Origin of the sequence: Holdemania massiliensis, assembly GCF_022440805.1 — a bacterium.
Classification (GTDB): domain Bacteria; phylum Bacillota_I; class Bacilli_A; order Erysipelotrichales; family Erysipelotrichaceae; genus Holdemania; species Holdemania massiliensis_A.
This window is the reverse complement of record NZ_JAKNTK010000001.1, coordinates 1775731-1792624: the sequence shown is the minus strand read 5'-3', so window position 1 is coordinate 1792624 and position 16894 is coordinate 1775731. Positions and strand designations below refer to the sequence as shown.

Sequence of the window (16894 nt, the reverse complement as noted above, 5' to 3'; positions counted from 1 at the left end):
CGTTAATAGCGGAAGGTTTTTTTATATGGAAAACTGTTCCTTCAGCCCGGATTTACCGATCTATGTTCGATATTTATAATTCATTATTCATCGAATTTTTCTCTAAAATGTAAAATGTTTCAGAGGTAAACACTTTTTCCGCGAAGAAATTCAACTTTTTTTATTTTTTCGCGGGGCTTTTTGGAAAAAATTGCAATATTAAAGTAGAAAGCGAGGAACAATGATGCAACAACTGCTGCTCAACGAGTACTTTACACTCACAAATGATCTAGTTTTTAAGCTGGTTATGACCAGCCTGCCCCATGCCTTGGGCAAAGCGGAAAGTCCAACCCTGGTTTTTTCTATCGATTCGGAAACTCTCGAATCCAAAGATTCGATCGGGATCGGTCTTCGGGTTAACGATTCCCTATTTCTTGGTGCTCAGCCCGTCACTGCCTGGCGGACTGCTACATTGCGGACAAAAGATCTTGCCTGTGAATTAATGGCTGCCCAATCTCCTGCCGTTAAAAACATTGAAGACCTCTCTCCGATTGTCGCTGTTTCCTTTGTGCAAAGCAAAACGAGCTATCCGAAAAAAATGACTTCCCGTACGCTGCATTTATCAGATTTTGGCTTCATCACGCCCTTTGAAGATAAAATATCCATGGTCATCATTCCACTTCCCACGGAAGAAGAACACTTTGAACTTCCGCTTTCTCAAGAAGATCAATGGCGATGGTTCATCAAAGAAGCCCGGCCGCACACCCTCTCTTCCATCATAAAAGCTTTATTCAGCCAGGATCCGATTTTCAAAGCGCTTCAGCAGACTCTGGATTTTCTCAGTGATCAGGAAGCAATCCGCGACTTAGCAGAACGGCGGTATCGGCGTATGCAGGAAATCATGCAGATTGAAGAAAAGGCCGCGATGAGAGCCTGAAATAGAAAGTGAGGAATTAATTTATGTCTCAGCCTTCCCTGAATGAGTATTTCACCCTGACCAACGACCTTCTTCTGAAAATGATTTTAAGCGGCTATACGGCCCAACAGGATCCGTTAACTGGTGAAGTATGTCAGATTTCTGTCAGTTCCCAAACGCTTAAATCCGCTAAATCGATTATGCTGCCCATAATCCTCAACAATTCTATTGGAGCTAGTCTTCAAATTATTACCGCCTATCGTTCTCTTTCTCAACGAATCAAAGATGCTGTGCTTGAACTGATTCGGCTTCAGAATGCGGATAAGCGCAATGCTGTCGATACGTTGATGGTCATTACTTATGTTCAGGCTCCGCTTTCCCAAACCAATCTTCAAAGGCTATGTTCAATTCAGCCCAATGAGCTTGGATTAAGCTCTGAGCTCGCTAATAAAATTCAGTTGAAAACAATCCCTTTGCCGACTGTCAATGATCCTTTTCAGCTGCCGCTTTCCGCCGAAGAACAATACCGCTGGTTTATCAAAGAAGCCCGACCGCACAGTCAGTCCGCGATTATCAGACAGCTGACGCGGCAAAACCCGATGCTCGCTCAGCTGCAGATTTTTCTCGATTATCTCAGTGATCAGCCGCTGATCCGTGAACTGGCTAAAAAGCGGTATCTGCGCATGCAGGAAATCATCCAGGAAGAAGAAAAGGCCGCGATGAGAGCTTGATCTCATCCCGACCCGTCCATAACAAAGGCTTCATTTCCATTTTTTCGGTTAAGAAAGACCTTGTCCTTGAATTAAGGTAAAATACAAAATAATTAAAATCACAACCGGCGCCACATATCGGACGATAAAACTCCAGAATTTTTCCAGTTTGAATGGTTTCTGCGCCTCGCCGCGGATTTCCTTCGCAGCTTTGGAGGCCCCCCAGATCCAGCCGACAAACACACAGAATAACAGTGCACCTAAGGGAATCATCAGATTATCTGTAAATTTCTCCATGACCGCGTTCATCGGCAGCCACTGCAGCCCATGCTTCCAATCCAGCCACGGCAGATTCAGCCCACGATCCGCGTTTTGAGAAAGTGAATAGCCAATACTGAACAAACTCATCGGCACAGCCAAAAGCAAGGTCGATTTCAGCCGGCTCCAGTGCAGCTCTTCATTTAAGAATGCTGTACAGCTTTCCAAAATGCTGATCGCGCTGGTCAGGGCTGCCAGAAACAATAACAGAAAGAATGCTAAGCCAAACAACACACCGCCGGGCATCATCGCAAAAACCTCCGGCAGCGCCATGAAAGCAAAGCCGCCGCCCATGCCCAGGCCTTCAGCCCCCATTGTAGCAAAAACCACAGGGACAATTGCCAAGCCGGCTAAAATCGCAACCAGCGTATCCAAAAAACAGATCATCACCGCACTGCGCAAAAGATTTTCTTTTTTGGGAACATACGAACCATAGGTTACCATGATCCCCATTCCGACTGACAAAGAGAAAAAGGCCTGCCCCAAAGCCGCGACAAGTGTATCACCATTGATCGCCTCCGGCCGGATTTCAAACAGATACTTAACGCCTTCCCAAGCGTTCGGCAAAGTGACCGCACGAAGCATGATTGCAATCAGCAGCAGAAACAAACACGGCATCAAAAACTTACTGAACTTTTCAATTCCGCTGGAAACTCCGCGTACAACAACAAAAATGCATACGCCTAAAAACAAAGCTCCCCACAGCAGAGGCTGCACCGGTGCTGAAATAAACTGTACGAAGAAATCCTGGAACGGTGCTGCCGTTGCCGGAAAGTGCGCACCGGTTAAATATACAAAAACATATTTCGTTACCCAGCCGCCGACAATACAGTAATAGGATAAAATAACAAACAACGTGATCACACCCAGTGCGCCGCAGAAAGTCCAGCGCCGGTTCAAGCTGTGAAACGCGCCGACGACATTTTTCTGCGTTGCCCGCCCGATGGATAATTCCGCCAGCATGACTGGCAAGCCGATCAAGGCGACGATCAGTACATACAAAAGCAAAAACGCTCCGCCGCCGTAAGCTGCGATTTTGCCTGGAAACTTCCAGATATTGCCTAAGCCGACAGCACTGCCTGCCGCGGCCAGAATAAAGCCCAGATTACTAGCCCATTGTCCTCGTTTAGAATTCATTTCCTGCTCCCCTTTTTAAACCTTGTTTTTCATTATATCAAAAGCGGCGTTAAATTTGAATGAAAAACTGGCTTTTTTGATTAGGCTGCTTTCCCTTCCCTGCGCTTTTCCTGCAGTTTTACTTCCCGCAGATTAACCTGAGCTTGTTTACTTCATCCGGTAAGCAGGCCGACTGTCCCGCGAAATCAACCGTTTATCCAAAATCCAATGAATAAACGGGTAAAATCCGATATACTGAGAACAGCCAGACCTCAAACCTAAGGGAGTGATGAACATGAAAGTTGAAATTCAGATTGACGAAACCTGTACCGAATGCAAAATCATCCTCGTTGCCCGGCAGCTCACCGACGAGATTCAGATGTTGATTCAGTCGTTATCGGAAGGACCAGCCGTCTATCTTCCCGGATTTCAGAACGAGGAGCTTATTCTGCTTCATCCGCGCGATATCCTGCGGATTTATGCTGAGGAGAAGAAAACCATAGCCGAAACTGAAAAAGGCCGATGTATTATCCGGCTCACGCTGCAGGAAGTTCAAACACGGCTGATTTCCGGCAGCTTCGTCCGGATATCCCATTCCGAAATGATCAATCTGGACAAAGTAAAACATTTTGATTTAAGCTATTCCGGCACCATCGGCGTGACAATGGTCAATGGTGAGAGAACTTTTGTTTCACGGCGTTACGTTTCAAAAATTAAGCAGACATGCGGAATATGAGGTGAAATGATGAAAAAGAAAATCATGATGACTGCGCTGGTGGGAGCGTTAGCGGGTGTTGCCCTTTCTACGCTGATCACCCTTGGCATCTCGTTAATGCACAACAACGGACAGTATTATCCTGTCGTTCCGGAATTAATCTTACTTTGCAAAACCGAAGTCAGCGCGATGCTTGTGCAGACAATCTGTTCCTTGCTTTACGGCGCGATCTGGGCGTTAGCCAGTCTGATCTGGACAATCGAAAATTGGAGTTTGCTGAAACAGACGCTGGTGCATCTGACTGTCTGTTCATTCGGGACGCTGCCGATTGCTTACTGCCTATGGTGGATGCCGCACAGCCTGCCTGGCATCGGCTTTTATTTCAGCCTGTTCTTTCTTATTTATGCCCTGATTTGGTTTTGGCAGTTCGCCACGATGAAACGCAAAATCAGACAGCTCAATCAACAACTGAATACTCGCGGAAACACCAATCAAAAAGAACTGTGATCAGCAATGACCGCAGTTCTTTTTCTCTTTTTCCTTTGTTTCGTTACGCTGCATCCGGGTTTAAAAAATCCGGATTCACGGTCATTGGATCATGCTGCCGATAGGCCTCAACCCCTTCGACAAACGTGCTCATCAGCTGATACTGCTGATCCACGACAATCAGATCGGCGTCCTTGCCTACTTCAATCGCACCCTTGTGTTCAAGCTTGAACAGCCTGGCGGGGTTTTCCGAGGTCATTTTGACAATCTCGGTAATCGGCTTATGCAAGATTTCCGCTAGGTTCTTTACGCCGTAAAGCATGTTCTTAGAGCTGCCCGCAATCGTTCCATCCTCTAACAGCACCAATCCCGCTTCACTGATCGTGCGGCGATGACCGCGGATGGTATACGTGCCGGACGGCATTCCGCTCATCGGTCCGGAATCGGAAATCATGATAAAACCCGACATCGGTTTGATCCGGAACATGATTTCAAGCATCGGCAGACTGATGTGAAACAGATCGCAGATCACTTCGCTGTAAATTTTATCAGAAAGTAGAGCTGCGCCATACGCTCCCGGCTCGCGCCGATCCATCTGCCGCATCGCATTGCCGGTATGGGTGGAACAGGACAATCCCTGCGCTATCGCCTGATTGTATTCATCATAGGTCGCAACAGTATGGCCGCCGCTGAGCAAAACATTCTGAGTGCGGCAGAAACGGATCAGTTCCCCCTGGGGATCCAGCTCCGGCGCCAGGGTCATATAGCGAATCTGTCCTTGGCTGGCTTCCATATAAGCCTGCATTTTAGTGATGGAGGGCGCTAACAGTTCCTCTGGCTGAAAGGCTCCGCGGCGGTTGGGATTCAGGAACGGCCCTTCCATATGAATGCCCAGCATTCGCGCTTCCTGATTCAAACCGTGACGCTGATCCTCAATCGCCTGGGCAATGGCTTTCAGATTTTCCATTTCTGTGGCATTATGATCCCCGGCCGTTACCAGATAACTCGTCACGCCGACCGCAGCCATCAAATGCGAAAGCGCATGGAAATCCTCACGCTTGACGGAGAGTGCAGAATAGCCGTAATACCCATGGGTATGGATATCAATCAGTCCCGGAAGCAGCTTATACCCCTGCCAATCTTGATCCCATTGCGTATCTGTGATTTGTTCCGCAGGCACGATTTGGACGATCCTTTTATTTTCGATGACGACTAATCCGTCGATTACCCCAGTAGGAGTTACGATTTCATTGCAGCGTATTTTCATTCTCTGACCTCCTTATCATGAATCCAGTTTCCGGCAGAACTGGGAAAAATGCTTATTCGTTTCGATCACATCGGTGTTCTTATAAACCAAGCGGCCCTCGACCCAGGTTTCCTGCACCTCATAACGATCGTTGACAATGAAGAAATCAGCGTCTTTGCCGGCTGCGATCGATCCTTTTTGATTCTCCATGCCCAACAGCTTCGCTGGGTTCAGCGACGCCATCCGGCTGACAATATGGGCTGGGATGCCCAGCTTTTCAATCAGATTCTCCATTCCGTACAAAACAAATTTGGAGCTGCCGGAAATCGTTCCGTCATCCAAAAGGATTCGGCCGTCCGCATGCACATTCACGCGCTTGCCATAGGCGAAATACGTGCCCGGTGCAACACCGGAAAGCGTGTCGGAATCGGAGATCATGATGAATTTATCAAAGTTGTTTTTAACCCGGAACATGATTTCAAGCATTCGCGGTGCGATATGATAGAAATCACAGATGATCTCGCAGAGGACATCGGGATCCAGTAAGGCCGCTCCCAGCGCTCCGATATCCCGGCGGTCAATCTGACGCATCGCATTGCCGGTGTGAATTGAGACCTGAATGCCCTCGGCAATGGCTTTCTGCATCTGCTGATCACTGGCGAGGGTATGTCCAGCACCCGCAACAATGTTATGATCACGCAGCCAGCGGATCGTTTCACCAGCACCCTCAATTTCCGGCGCCAGCGTCATATAGCGAATCTTTCCCCGCGCAGCCTGCCAATAAGCCTCGCACTTTTGGACACTGGGCGGGATAACCTCGCCGCGCGGTGTCGCATTGTGCTTATCCGGATTAAAAAACGGGCCTTCCATATGAATTCCCAAAATCCTGGCTCCGGATACTCCCTGCTCCAAAGCCCCGGCAATCGCGCTTAACATGTCCATCTCATGTTCCTTCCAGCCTGTAGTTGTCGCCAGAGTCGCGGTAACACCGATAGAAGGCAGAATTTTAGATAATCCCTGAATCTCCTCAGAATCAATCGTCTTAGCTGACCAGCTGTGATAACCGTGGCTGTGCAGGTCGATGATTCCCACAAAAATCCGCTCATCCCCAAAATCTTTCGCCTGGGCGATCTGTTGTGCAGTCGGATGGAGAATCAGCTCGGTCATCTTCCCTCCGCTAATCTGCAGTACGCCTTCCACTGTACCCTGTTCCGTGACGATATGACGGCTGTAAAATGAACTTGTTTCTTGATGCAAGATTTCCAACTCCTTTCTCAGTTGTTTCAATCCATGCTCGATCCTTGAACCGAGGACGACCCCTCTATCGATGTGTGGACTGACTTCATGACAGCGGGGATGCCGATTTCGCTTTGCCCACCGCTGCCGTTCTTTTGTTTTTCGTAATTCCGCTTGCCACCGGTCGAGGTGAAAGAATCCTCATTGATTCTTATTGAAGAAGCGGCTCGGATAAAACGAGCCGCCCGTCGATTAAGATTATTATAGCAGACCGATCAAGGTTCCGATCAGACCGAACGCAAAGATTGCTAAAATTACCGTATTGACTTTGACACCCTTGCGAATCGCACCAAAGGCGCCCAGAGTCAATAACAGCGGCAGGATTTTCGGCATGATCTGGTCGAACACGTCCTGCAGCACCAGCGTCGTTTCCCCAATTTGCGCACTAAAGCCGACATTGAAGGTAACCATCGTTGCGATCATAGCACCGACTGTCGTCAGACCGATGACCGTGGCCAGCTTGCTCATGTGCGAAACCAGACCGTTTTCATACGAAGTCTGGATAAACTTGCTGCCCAGCTGATATCCCCATACCGTACAGTAATATCGGATGATCAGATGCGGAACATTGAACAGAAGCAGGAATAAAATCGGACCGAGAATGCTTCCCTGCTGAGCCAGCGAAATTCCGACGCCGGCAGCGATCACGCGGAAAGTCCCCCAGAAGAAGGAATCGCCGATTCCTGACAGCGGCCCCATCAGCGAAACCTTAACAGCATTGATTGTAGCCGGATCCATATCCTTTTTCTGCGCATATTCCTTTTCCATGGAAGCCGCCATGCCTAGGGAGAACGTACAGATATTCGGGGTGATGTTGAAGAAAGCGGTATGCCGCTTTAAGGCCTCTACCTGCTCCTGCGGTGTCTTGCAGTACAGCTTGATCGCGGGAAACATCGCCCAGGCAAAGCCGAGTGCCTGCATCTTTTCATAGTTGAATGAGCCTTCCAGGGCAAAGGAACGCCAGAACAGCTGATGAATCAGTTTTTTCTCTTCGTGCTTCATTTCATTACTCATTGAAGAACGCCTCCTCTTCACTCTTGGCATCCATTGGCACGGCAGTACGCTGGCCGCGGCTGGCACTGATATCCTGGACGATCATAATAATTCCGATGGTTAAGGCAATACCGGCAATCGCGATGATCGGCAGATTCAGATAAACGGACAGGATGAATCCGAAAAACAGGAAGACGCACAGCCGGTTATCCCAAAGCATATTCATTAACAGTGCAAATCCGACCGCCGGCAGCATCTGACTGGCTGCGCCCAGCCCGGTGATGATGATCGCCGGGATTTTCTCAACCAATGTCTGCATCGCACTGGCGCCAAACTGCAGTGAAACAAAAGCGATCAGACCGTACAGGCCAGCATACAGGGCGCAATGACCGAAATGGAAGCGCGTGATTTTTCCAAAATCGCCGGCCTCGGCAAATTCTTCGACCTTGTGCATCGTTGTTGCACGGAAGAAATAAATGAGATACTTGACCATCTGCTGGAGAATGCCGATCGGAACTGCTAGCGCCAGTGCGATCTCCACGCCCTGATGCATGCTCATGGCAAAAGCCGTTCCCAATACTGAACCCATGTTGGCATCCGACGGCGTTGCGCCGCCGATCGAAACGACGCCTAAGAAGATTAATTCCAGCGCAGCCCCCATCATTAACCCTTGTTGTAAATCGCCTAAGATCGCACCGACAATCGGCGCCAGAACGATCGGCCGGTTGACCATCACGTTGCCGCCGATATCGCCGGCAGCCTGGCCCAGTGCCGCTACCAGAGCGATCAGAAGTGCTTGAATCAAAGTCATAAACAGCCCTCCCTATTTTCTGACGTTTTTCAACGCCTCTTTGACCTGAACTTTGTTGCTTGTCGGAATCATCTGAATTTCAAACGGCAGTCCCGTTGCCAGAATCTCTTCAATCGCCGCAATGTCGGCAGCGTCAACATAGACTTCCTTGGTCATCATCATCCGATCCCCTTTGTCAATCCGGCCGCTGTTGCCGATATTGACACACTCAATCACAGCCTTGTCCTCGATCTTGTGCAGCAGACGCGCCGCATCAATCGGATTTTTCATCACGACCAGAATATTCATGCCTGTTGCCCGCGGATCATTGATCAGCTTGGCCGCTTCATCGATGGTCTTGATCAGCAGCTTCAGATGTTCCGGAACCGCCAGCTTCATCGCCAGACTCTGAATCGGATCGTTGACTAGTTCATCATTGGCCACGATAATGCCTTTAATGTTTAACTGCTTCGTCCACATGAACACCACCTGACCATGCAGCAGCCGGTCGTCAATTCGCAGCATCTTAATCATTTTCACTCCTCCTTTCTTTTCTGATTTCTCCGGATCATTCCGGTGAATTCCATGTTCATGACGGCTTAAAACAGCTCGTCTTCGGCTTGCGGACAAGCCAGAACGGCATTGCCGTAGATCATCCCCTGCCGCGCCTCCTTCAGCGCCGTAGGGATTACGTCCGCCAGCGGCTCGGGGCTCAGGCACAGCTGCAGCACCAGATTCAAATTCATGCCGGCGATGATATGCACGCGCGGATCCTGCGTCAGACCTAACAAGGCATTATTGACGCTGCCACCCCACAAATCTGTGAGAATCAGAACCTCGTCCGCCGATGTTTCAGCCAGCCAGTTTTCAATCTGACGCTTCAAAGCATCAGGATGACTGCCCGGCTGCAGGGACAATACCCTTAAGCCCGGCTGATCGCCGATGATCATCTGGGCTGTATCCGCCATCCCCGCCGCCAAAGCGCCGTGGGAGGCTAGAATGATTTCTCTCATAGTCCTTCCTCCTGCATGTTGCCTCTCGTCAAATCCTGCCGATCATTTTCGATATAATCGTAAAGATAAGAAATCTCATCGATCGGAACGGTGACGTTGTAATTTTTCAACAGCGACGCAAAGCTGATGTTGACCTGGTCGATGAAGTCGCTGTGCGCGCTGATAAACGGCGTCAGATCAGCCAGCGATTCAATCGCGGTGCGGGTGACCAGCCGTTCGATCAAAAAGCTGACGTGAATATAAATCCCGACTAACGTCCGGCTTTGAAAGCGCCGCTGCATCTGCCGCTGCAGTTCACTGACCGCTTCATAAACACAGTCCAACAGCCGCGCCGGATTGAGAATCGTCAGATTTTCCATTAAGCTTTGTAGCGAGAAGTTCTTTAACAGCTGCTGCTGAAACAAGTCCAGCTCCGCCTCATTCAGTTCCCCATCCAGCGCTTCATTGAGCGGTTCCATCGTCCGGAAGCTGACGATATCCTCTAACGCCATCGTGTTGACGTTTTCCGGATGAAAGCCTAACGGACCGATTAAAAGCAGAACCTCGTAGCGATCAAACAACGATGCTCGCTGTGCCGCAGACTGCAGCGTCGCATAATCAGCTTCAATAAAACGGATGTTGAGCGGCCGGGGGAGCGAGCGGGCAAACAGCTCTGCCAACTTGCCGCTGATCTTGATTGAAATATCGCTGGTAAACACAATCGCTTTTTCTTTCTGCTTCCGCATCAGAATCCGATAGCGGCACTGATAGCTCTCACAGGCTGATTTCAAAATCATTTCCAATTCTTCCCCGCGGCTTAAACGCATTCCGATATCCAGCGCCAAACCGGTGGAAATGTTGTTGATGATGCCGACTTCCATCATGCAGTCCAGATGTTCGGCAAGACCTTCCAGCGAACCCATGTCAACGAGCAGAATCAAGGAACGCAGATAGGAATGAAATCGAATGAAATCGTTCAGTTTCTTTTCGATCGCTTTGACCTCAGTATCTAGCGGCATATCCAACGCATCAAATATCCGTTTTCCTAAAAGCTGATTCGCGGCATCCGCGATGCTGGAAGCCGTGGAGTAGCCATGACTGATGATGATGCCGCAGCTTTGCCGACGCAGCGGTTCCTGGTTGTAGAACCTCAGATTCAGCGTAAGAAAGATTGTGTTTAACGGCTGTGATTGCATTTCCAGGCCGGCGCAGAGCTTTTCGATCAAAGCCTCTGCTAACGATGCCGCTTCCGGAAGCTGTTGGCGCAACGTGTTCAGGCACAGCTGAATAGCTTCCCGCCGCTGACTTTCCCACAAAGCCAAACTGGAATGAATCCGGGCTAAGGCACAGGTCATGCGAGCCAGCACAAAGCTGCAGTTAGGCGGCAGCGTCAGCCGCTGGTCAAGATCCAGAGCCTCCAGTTCATGGCGGATCTGTGCTTCGATCCAGACTAATCGGCTGTCCTCTTCTTTTGTCGCAAAGATAATCGTATCGTAATATTCCCGCATCCGCGCCAGTCCCTGATCGAGAAACTGAGCGAACACATGGTGGTTGTTATAATAATCGCGATGGCTGTCCAGCAGATGATCAAACAGCTTTAAAATCTGATCGCTGCCATCCTGACGGCGAAACTGTTCAATCGCCAGCGGCGTTGATTCGGCCGGTCTCAGCATTTGCCCTAACGGCAATCGGCTAAACAGCTCGGGCGGCAGATCCATGGCTTTTAAAACCAGCACGGAAGCCTGCGGTTGTTGGGAATACGCCGCGGCGCACATCGTTTTTAAGCCATTGTTCAGCTCAGCCAGATTCAGCTCCGGCAGATCGGCGCTCAGTGCTCCGAACAATCGGGCGGACATGCGGATCTCGCGTCCCAGTTTTCGCTGTTCCTTCAGCAGCAATTGGATGACCAGTTCTTCCCTCTCCTGCACCGGCCGGCGGGAAAAGGCGGGAATCTGGCAATGCACCGGAATGTTCAGCAGAAGCTCCGGCTGCAGCGTTTGTGCTGCACGGCTGGTCAGCGAAAGGATAAAGCGGGCGGTATTTTTCAGAACCGGCTGGGTTTGATGGGTCCGCGTATAGCTGCCGGAACGGATCAGCTCAGCCAGCTTCAGCTGACATTCCGCACTCAGCTGATCGGCCTCAGCCAGATAGACAACCCCATCCCGCGCTTTTTCGATCAACCCTTCTGTGGGTTTTCCTTCAAGTTCCCCGCCAAACAGCTCAACCAGCTGACGATGCTGGGACATTTCCCGACTGATCGTCAGGCGTACAAACCGCGCTGAAGAGGAAATTGCATGCTGATCGGCAAGAAATTCAAATGCCGACTGGGCAAGAAAACGTTTTCCGCTGCCGCGCTCCCCTTCCAAAATTACGGTCAAACCGCTGGGATACTGCATCGCTGATTTCAGCTGGGCAATACAACCTGCCAATGAACCTTCCGCACCCACCACTTTTTCAAAATTCCGGCACTGCGGTGTTTTCTGATTCAGCACCTGCATCAGATCGTCGAGATTGAAATATTCTTCATCCACAAACGTAACCTGATACTTTGTTTCCAGCTCTTCACGAGCCAGATAATACACCGGACGGGAGCTGATCTTAATGCACGCATGCTCTTTGCACAGTTCGTTCAGATACTGACTCGTCAATGTCCGCGATAGATTCAATTGCTCGGCAATCTGTTTCGTCGTTCGTTGTTCCAGCTGGGTCAGTCCGTAAATCCGGGTCTGGTTTTTCAGCCAGATGAGAATCTCTTCCTTCGTTTTATTCATTCTCTCACCTCATTCAGATCGGCTGATGGCTTCATTATAGGATATTCACCCAAAAAATCTTTAGATCCAGTAAGATTCAACACTGCCGGCTCAAATATGGGAAAATCTGACACTTCAGATCCCGGTGTGGTGAGTGTCGAAACTCTGTTCAGCTATAAATAGAAAGGATGACTCATCCGAAATATCAGCACGATCACGCCTTCTATGATACCGAAAGTCCCTGTCGTTGTCGCGGGTTCCTGCAAAGCCGCAATCAAAAATGACAAATAAAAAAACGCTGGAAAACAAGCTTTATGTTTCCAACGTTATTTCGTTTATGCCTGACGGATATAGGCAATCGCACTGACACCCGGTCCGGTATGCGTTCCGATTACGCTGCCGACGCCGCACACCTGCGGACTGACAATCGCTTTTTCATCCATGAAGGTGATCAGATCTTCAACCGCTTCCCGATTTCCGGTATAACCAAAGATTGGCTCAAAAGTTTGATCCGGCATTCCCAGTTTTTCCATCTGCTGCCAGAACAGCTGCAGCGTCGCTTTCTTGCCGCGGGCCTTGCCCAAAACGCTGATTTTGCCTTCCGCCAGCGTGATCATCGGATGAATTCCAAGCAAAGATCCGGCGAAGCCTGCAGCCTTGGACAGCCGTCCGCCTTTAACCAGATATTCCAGCGTATCCACCGCCGCCAGAATTGTAACGCGTTCCTTGAGCTGTTCCAGCCGCAGGGCAATCTGCGATGCCGACTGACCCGCATCCCGCAGCTCAATCGCCTCGCGCAAAAGCAGCTGTGTTCCGATCGTCGCCGATAAACTGTCGACGATGTAAATTGGTTCATATTCACAATAATCCTTAGCCAGCTGGGCGGATTGATACGTGCCGCTGAGCTGACTGGACAACGTCAGCACAACGATTTCTTCACCGGCTGCTTTGGCCTTTTCAAATTCGGTCAGAAAATCATTCGGTGAAGGCTGCGAAGTGGTTGGCAGCTGATCATTGCTGGTCAGCTTGGTATAGAATTCCTCCATCGTTAAATCGATTCCATCACGGTATTCCTCCTGACCAAACAGCACCTTGAGCGGTACAACGCCTAAGTTGAGCTGCCGGGCTGCCGCGGGTGTGACGTCGGTGGTGGAATCAGTAATAATACGAACTGTCATATCGGTTCTCCTCCTTGAGATAGTTTGAATATCAACATAAAAATCTAACCCATTATAACAGCGTATATCCACCTTGACAACCCCTTTTCACAAAATAAAAACGGCATTTCAAACAATTATTTGAATGAAAGCCGTATCATTTAGAACTCGTTTTCAAACAGTTCGAGAATTTCCTCGCGGCTCATTGCGGCAATCGATCCGTCAGAGCCTTCGATAACCGATTGCGACAGCTGCTGCTTCTGCTGCTGAAGCTTGCTGATTTTCTCTTCTACCGTTCCCTCGACAATCAGCTTGACGACCTGCACATTGCGCGTCTGACCGATTCGGTAAGCACGGTCGGTGGCCTGGTTTTCAGCCGACAAGTTCCACCATGGATCATAGTGAATGACAATCTCTGCCCCCGTCAGATTCAGCCCGGTCCCGCCGGCCTTTAATGAGATCAGAAAGACCGGTGTTTTATCCCGATTAAAGCTTTCCATCAAATCAAAACGCTGCTGCTTCGGCGTTGAGCCGGTTAACAGATAAGTAGCGATCTGCCGCTTTTCGCATTCCTGACGCAGTTTGTCCAGAATCGTTGTAAACTGGGAAAATACCAAAATTTTCTTGCCGGAGTCCACCGCATTTTCAATCAGTTCCATACAGGCTGCCAGCTTGCTTCGCTCGCCCCCGTATCCTTCAAATACCAGCCCCGGATCACAACAGATCTGCCGCAGCCGCGTCAGCATCGCCAGGATCATGATCTTGGAACTGCCGACGTTGGCCGGTTGGTCTAGCGTCTGCGCCAGCTGCGTCTGAATCTGCTGCAAAGAGGCCTGATACAGCTTCTTTTCCGCTTCACTGAATTCGATCTGCAGCACTGTTTCCGTCTTCTCCGGCAGTTCCTTTAAAACATCCTGTTTGACCCGCCTCAGAATAAACGGCGACACCAGTTTCTTTAACAGTGTCAGACGTTCCTCATCCTGATAGCGCACAATCGGCAGTTCGTAATTTTCTTTAAATTGGGCGTAGCTGAACAGATACCCCGGCATCAGAAAATCAAAAATCGACCACAGTTCTGCCAGTGAATTTTCAATCGGCGTTCCAGTTAAGGCGAACCGATGGCGAGCCTGGATCTGTTTTACTGCCTGGGCGCTCTTGGTTCGCTGGTTTTTGATCGCCTGCGCTTCATCCAGTACCAAATACTGAAATTGCAGCGGTTTAAGCATCGCTTCATCGCGCTTGACATAGTCGTAAGAAGTGATCAGAACATCGACCTGATCGGCCAGTGCCCACTGATCCTGACGCTCTTTTAATGTTCCATGAACACAGGCGCATTTTAACTGCGGCGCAAACCGCCGGATTTCCGCCTGCCAGTTGAGGATCAGCGAAGCTGGAGTAACGACCAGACTGCAGCCGGCTTCGTTGTGCAGCTGAGCATCCAGTAGCACCGCGATCATCTGCAGCGTCTTGCCGATACCCATATCGTCCGCCAAAATTCCGCCGAAGCCATAATGCGCAATCGTTTTTAGCCAGCGGAAGCCTTCCTTCTGATAGGTCCGCAGGATCTTCCGCATTGACGGCGGTACGTCAAATTTACTCTCTTCGATATTTTTGAAATCACGGATCATCGTCTTAAATTCCTGATCGCGTTCCACCTTGATTTCCGGCGTACTCATCAAACGTTCATTCAACGCCAGCGCCCGATAATTTTCCAACGTCAGCGAACCTTGCGCAAGCTGCTTTGGATCAACCTGCAGCGCATCCAGCATCGCCAGCACCTCTTCGGTATCCCCTTCACCGATCGCGAAGTAATCGCCGTTTTTTAACCGCACATATTTTTTCTTCTGCTGATAACCGCGGAAAATTTCTTCCAGCTCCTCAGACGACAGCTGCGGGCTGTCCAGCTGCAGCTCCAGCAGTCCGGAAGTCAGCCGAACTCCAACGGAGAACGAGGCACGTGAGCGAATCTGGACATTTTTCAGCGATTCACAGATATACACCTCGGCCAGATCCATCAGCTTGCCTACCCCTTCTGCCAGGAAGCTGAATTCCTTGGTTTCATTTTTCTCAATCCAGGCAATTTGGGTCAGCGTATCAATCCGGGTTACATACTGCCGGATAATCGCCCGCACCTTTTGTTCTTTACGTAGATTGCGGTTATCCCGATTGGTCAGCGTATCGAAACCGATGTATTCGTTATTGCCGTAACAGAAACGGATCGTAATCATGATCGTGTGCGGCGTCGGCTCGTCAATATACACCCGTGTGACTAACGGATCCAGGCGAACCGGCAGATCTTCCATGCCCAAAACCGGAATCAATTCACTGATCGGCTGCAGAACATTGTAATAGAAATTCTTGATCTGTTCATGACTGATCAGCAGCTTGCCGCCCTGCTGCAGCCGTTTCAGCAGCGGTCCGCACAGGATTCGATAACGCGGCAGAAGCCGAATCAGCGTTCCGCCGACATACACGTAGTCCGCTTCATTGCTTGCAAGATACCGATATTCGTGGGGTGTGATCTGCAGCTGATAGTCCTGGTTCTGGCTTTCTACCTGCAGCGTGAACTGCGGATTCTCCTCAATCATCACCATTGGCCGGCCATCCGCCATCATCACCGGATGATTTAAAAACAGCTCATAAAAATCATCGACGCTGCCGCCGACCAGATTCACATAGCGCGGACTCGTTCCGAAACTTTTCTGCGGATCATAATTGCGGCGGATAAACCGCAGGATTCGCTGCGAACCTTCGTCAAACGATTCCGGAACATGCAGGAACTGCAGCTCCTTGCCATAGCTGACAATCGCCGCTTCATTCATCCGCGCCAGAAACTCACCGAGATTTTTCAGAATGTATTTTTTCTTGCGGCCGATCCGAAAGCTGACCAGCAGTTCTGAATTGGAAAAGATGACCTCCGGAAGCAATCCGACCGGATCGCTCTGCAAAAGGGTCGGATCATCCAGCACCGCCGCATTGACATACGTTTCGATCAGCTGTTCGCTTTGCGAAAACATCTGCCGGCGGCGCAGCTGCTGGATATAATCCGCGGCATTCTCACGGTAATAGTAGGGAAAATGATCAATGGTTCGCTCCTTTAAAAACATCAAAACTGCCCCGATGTGCGCACAGGCTTTTTCGTCCTGAACACAATACGGACATTCGCAACTGAAGCGCAGCAATTCACCGGTTTGCCAATGCAGTGACAGTTTGATGTGCTGCAGATACGGATAAACAACCGCTTCAACCTCAATCAGCTGCAGCGTGCGGTATTCTACCGCGGACAGTGACTGGATAATCGAACGTTCCTGATGATAACGCCGAGCCAGATTCCACGTTCGCTCATCAAAATATTGACTGAGCTGAGTTTCATCCAAAATCATACGTCTCAGCACCTCCTTCTCATTCCATCAGAAAAAGCCCCGCAACG

The 16894-nt window shown here is 49.8% G+C and carries 14 protein-coding genes; 4 read left to right on the top strand and 10 right to left on the bottom strand.

The annotated features are described in order from the left end of the window. Nucleotides 1-220: 220 nt before the first annotated feature. Entirely contained in the window at nt 221-916 is a 696-nt protein-coding gene (locus tag MCG46_RS08140) for a hypothetical protein (RefSeq protein ID WP_240279204.1), read from the top strand. A 23-nt stretch (nt 917-939) separates the two neighbouring features. Continuing rightward, a complete protein-coding gene (locus MCG46_RS08135; protein ID WP_240279202.1) occupies nt 940-1626 on the top strand; it encodes a hypothetical protein in 687 nt (228 codons plus the stop codon). Nucleotides 1627-1674: 48 nt separating this feature from the next. On the opposite strand, the gene MCG46_RS08130 is transcribed toward MCG46_RS08135, so the two are convergent. Next, nucleotides 1675-3060 carry a sodium-dependent transporter gene (locus tag MCG46_RS08130; protein WP_240279200.1) on the bottom strand — a complete coding sequence of 462 codons (1386 nt, stop codon included), beginning with the start codon at nt 3058-3060 and terminating at the stop codon, nt 1675-1677. A 274-nt stretch (nt 3061-3334) separates the two neighbouring features. Between MCG46_RS08130 and MCG46_RS08125 the strand changes: the two genes are divergently transcribed. Next, nucleotides 3335-3775 carry a LytTR family DNA-binding domain-containing protein gene (locus MCG46_RS08125; RefSeq protein ID WP_020223266.1) on the top strand — a complete coding sequence of 147 codons (441 nt, stop codon included), beginning with the start codon at nt 3335-3337 and terminating at the stop codon, nt 3773-3775. 9 nt (nt 3776-3784) lie between these two features. Continuing rightward, entirely contained in the window at nt 3785-4261 is a 477-nt protein-coding gene (locus MCG46_RS08120) for a DUF3021 domain-containing protein (protein WP_240279198.1), read from the top strand. 43 nt (nt 4262-4304) lie between these two features. Here MCG46_RS08120 and nagA (MCG46_RS08115) read toward each other — a convergent pair whose 3' ends face one another. The 9 genes from nagA (MCG46_RS08115) to MCG46_RS08075 form a co-directional block, all read right to left on the bottom strand. Beyond that, nucleotides 4305-5507, bottom strand: a complete 1203-nt coding sequence (gene nagA, locus MCG46_RS08115; RefSeq protein WP_240279196.1) for an N-acetylglucosamine-6-phosphate deacetylase — start codon at nt 5505-5507, stop codon at nt 4305-4307. A gap of 15 nt (nt 5508-5522) precedes the next feature. Continuing rightward, entirely contained in the window at nt 5523-6743 is a 1221-nt protein-coding gene (gene nagA / locus MCG46_RS08110; RefSeq protein WP_240279193.1) for an N-acetylglucosamine-6-phosphate deacetylase, read from the bottom strand. A 240-nt stretch (nt 6744-6983) separates the two neighbouring features. Beyond that, nucleotides 6984-7796: a PTS system mannose/fructose/sorbose family transporter subunit IID gene (locus tag MCG46_RS08105; RefSeq protein WP_020223262.1), complete on the bottom strand. Its 813-nt coding sequence runs from the start codon at nt 7794-7796 to the stop codon at nt 6984-6986. After that, complete coding sequence (locus MCG46_RS08100; RefSeq protein ID WP_240279191.1) at nt 7789-8586, bottom strand: PTS mannose/fructose/sorbose/N-acetylgalactosamine transporter subunit IIC; 798 nt, start codon at nt 8584-8586, stop codon at nt 7789-7791. The genes MCG46_RS08105 and MCG46_RS08100 overlap by 8 nt, the downstream gene beginning before the upstream one ends. Nucleotides 8587-8598: 12 nt before the next feature. After that, nucleotides 8599-9099: a PTS system mannose/fructose/N-acetylgalactosamine-transporter subunit IIB gene (locus tag MCG46_RS08095; protein ID WP_020223260.1), complete on the bottom strand. Its 501-nt coding sequence runs from the start codon at nt 9097-9099 to the stop codon at nt 8599-8601. Between the two features lie 65 nt (nt 9100-9164). Next, nucleotides 9165-9578, bottom strand: a complete 414-nt coding sequence (locus MCG46_RS08090) for a PTS sugar transporter subunit IIA (RefSeq protein WP_240279189.1) — start codon at nt 9576-9578, stop codon at nt 9165-9167. After that, complete coding sequence (locus tag MCG46_RS08085) at nt 9575-12328, bottom strand: sigma 54-interacting transcriptional regulator (RefSeq protein ID WP_240279187.1); 2754 nt, start codon at nt 12326-12328, stop codon at nt 9575-9577. The genes MCG46_RS08090 and MCG46_RS08085 overlap by 4 nt, the downstream gene beginning before the upstream one ends. Before the next feature lie 314 nt (nt 12329-12642). After that, nucleotides 12643-13485, bottom strand: coding sequence for a DegV family protein (locus MCG46_RS08080; protein ID WP_240279178.1), 843 nt, complete (start codon nt 13483-13485; stop codon nt 12643-12645). A gap of 140 nt (nt 13486-13625) precedes the next feature. Then, nucleotides 13626-16847 (bottom strand): DEAD/DEAH box helicase, encoded by a 3222-nt coding sequence (locus tag MCG46_RS08075; protein ID WP_240279176.1) that lies wholly within the window; start codon nt 16845-16847, stop codon nt 13626-13628. Nucleotides 16848-16894 lie beyond the last annotated feature (47 nt).

Excerpts from the sequence above, each read along its gene's own strand:
- MCG46_RS08140 (WP_240279204.1), top strand. The coding sequence starts at position 221 with ATGATGCAACAACTGCTGCTCAACGAGTACTTTACACTCACAAATGAT.
- MCG46_RS08135 (WP_240279202.1), top strand. The coding sequence starts at position 940 with ATGTCTCAGCCTTCCCTGAATGAGTATTTCACCCTGACCAACGACCTT.
- MCG46_RS08130 (WP_240279200.1), bottom strand. The coding sequence starts at position 3,060 with ATGAATTCTAAACGAGGACAATGGGCTAGTAATCTGGGCTTTATTCTG.
- MCG46_RS08125 (WP_020223266.1), top strand. The coding sequence starts at position 3,335 with ATGAAAGTTGAAATTCAGATTGACGAAACCTGTACCGAATGCAAAATC.
- MCG46_RS08120 (WP_240279198.1), top strand. The coding sequence starts at position 3,785 with ATGAAAAAGAAAATCATGATGACTGCGCTGGTGGGAGCGTTAGCGGGT.
- nagA (WP_240279196.1), bottom strand. The coding sequence starts at position 5,507 with ATGAAAATACGCTGCAATGAAATCGTAACTCCTACTGGGGTAATCGAC.
- MCG46_RS08105 (WP_020223262.1), bottom strand. The coding sequence starts at position 7,796 with ATGAGTAATGAAATGAAGCACGAAGAGAAAAAACTGATTCATCAGCTG.
- MCG46_RS08100 (WP_240279191.1), bottom strand. The coding sequence starts at position 8,586 with ATGACTTTGATTCAAGCACTTCTGATCGCTCTGGTAGCGGCACTGGGC.
- MCG46_RS08095 (WP_020223260.1), bottom strand. The coding sequence starts at position 9,099 with ATGATTAAGATGCTGCGAATTGACGACCGGCTGCTGCATGGTCAGGTG.
- MCG46_RS08090 (WP_240279189.1), bottom strand. The coding sequence starts at position 9,578 with ATGAGAGAAATCATTCTAGCCTCCCACGGCGCTTTGGCGGCGGGGATG.
- MCG46_RS08085 (WP_240279187.1), bottom strand. The coding sequence starts at position 12,328 with ATGAATAAAACGAAGGAAGAGATTCTCATCTGGCTGAAAAACCAGACC.
- MCG46_RS08080 (WP_240279178.1), bottom strand. The coding sequence starts at position 13,485 with ATGACAGTTCGTATTATTACTGATTCCACCACCGACGTCACACCCGCG.
- MCG46_RS08075 (WP_240279176.1), bottom strand. The coding sequence starts at position 16,847 with ATGATTTTGGATGAAACTCAGCTCAGTCAATATTTTGATGAGCGAACG.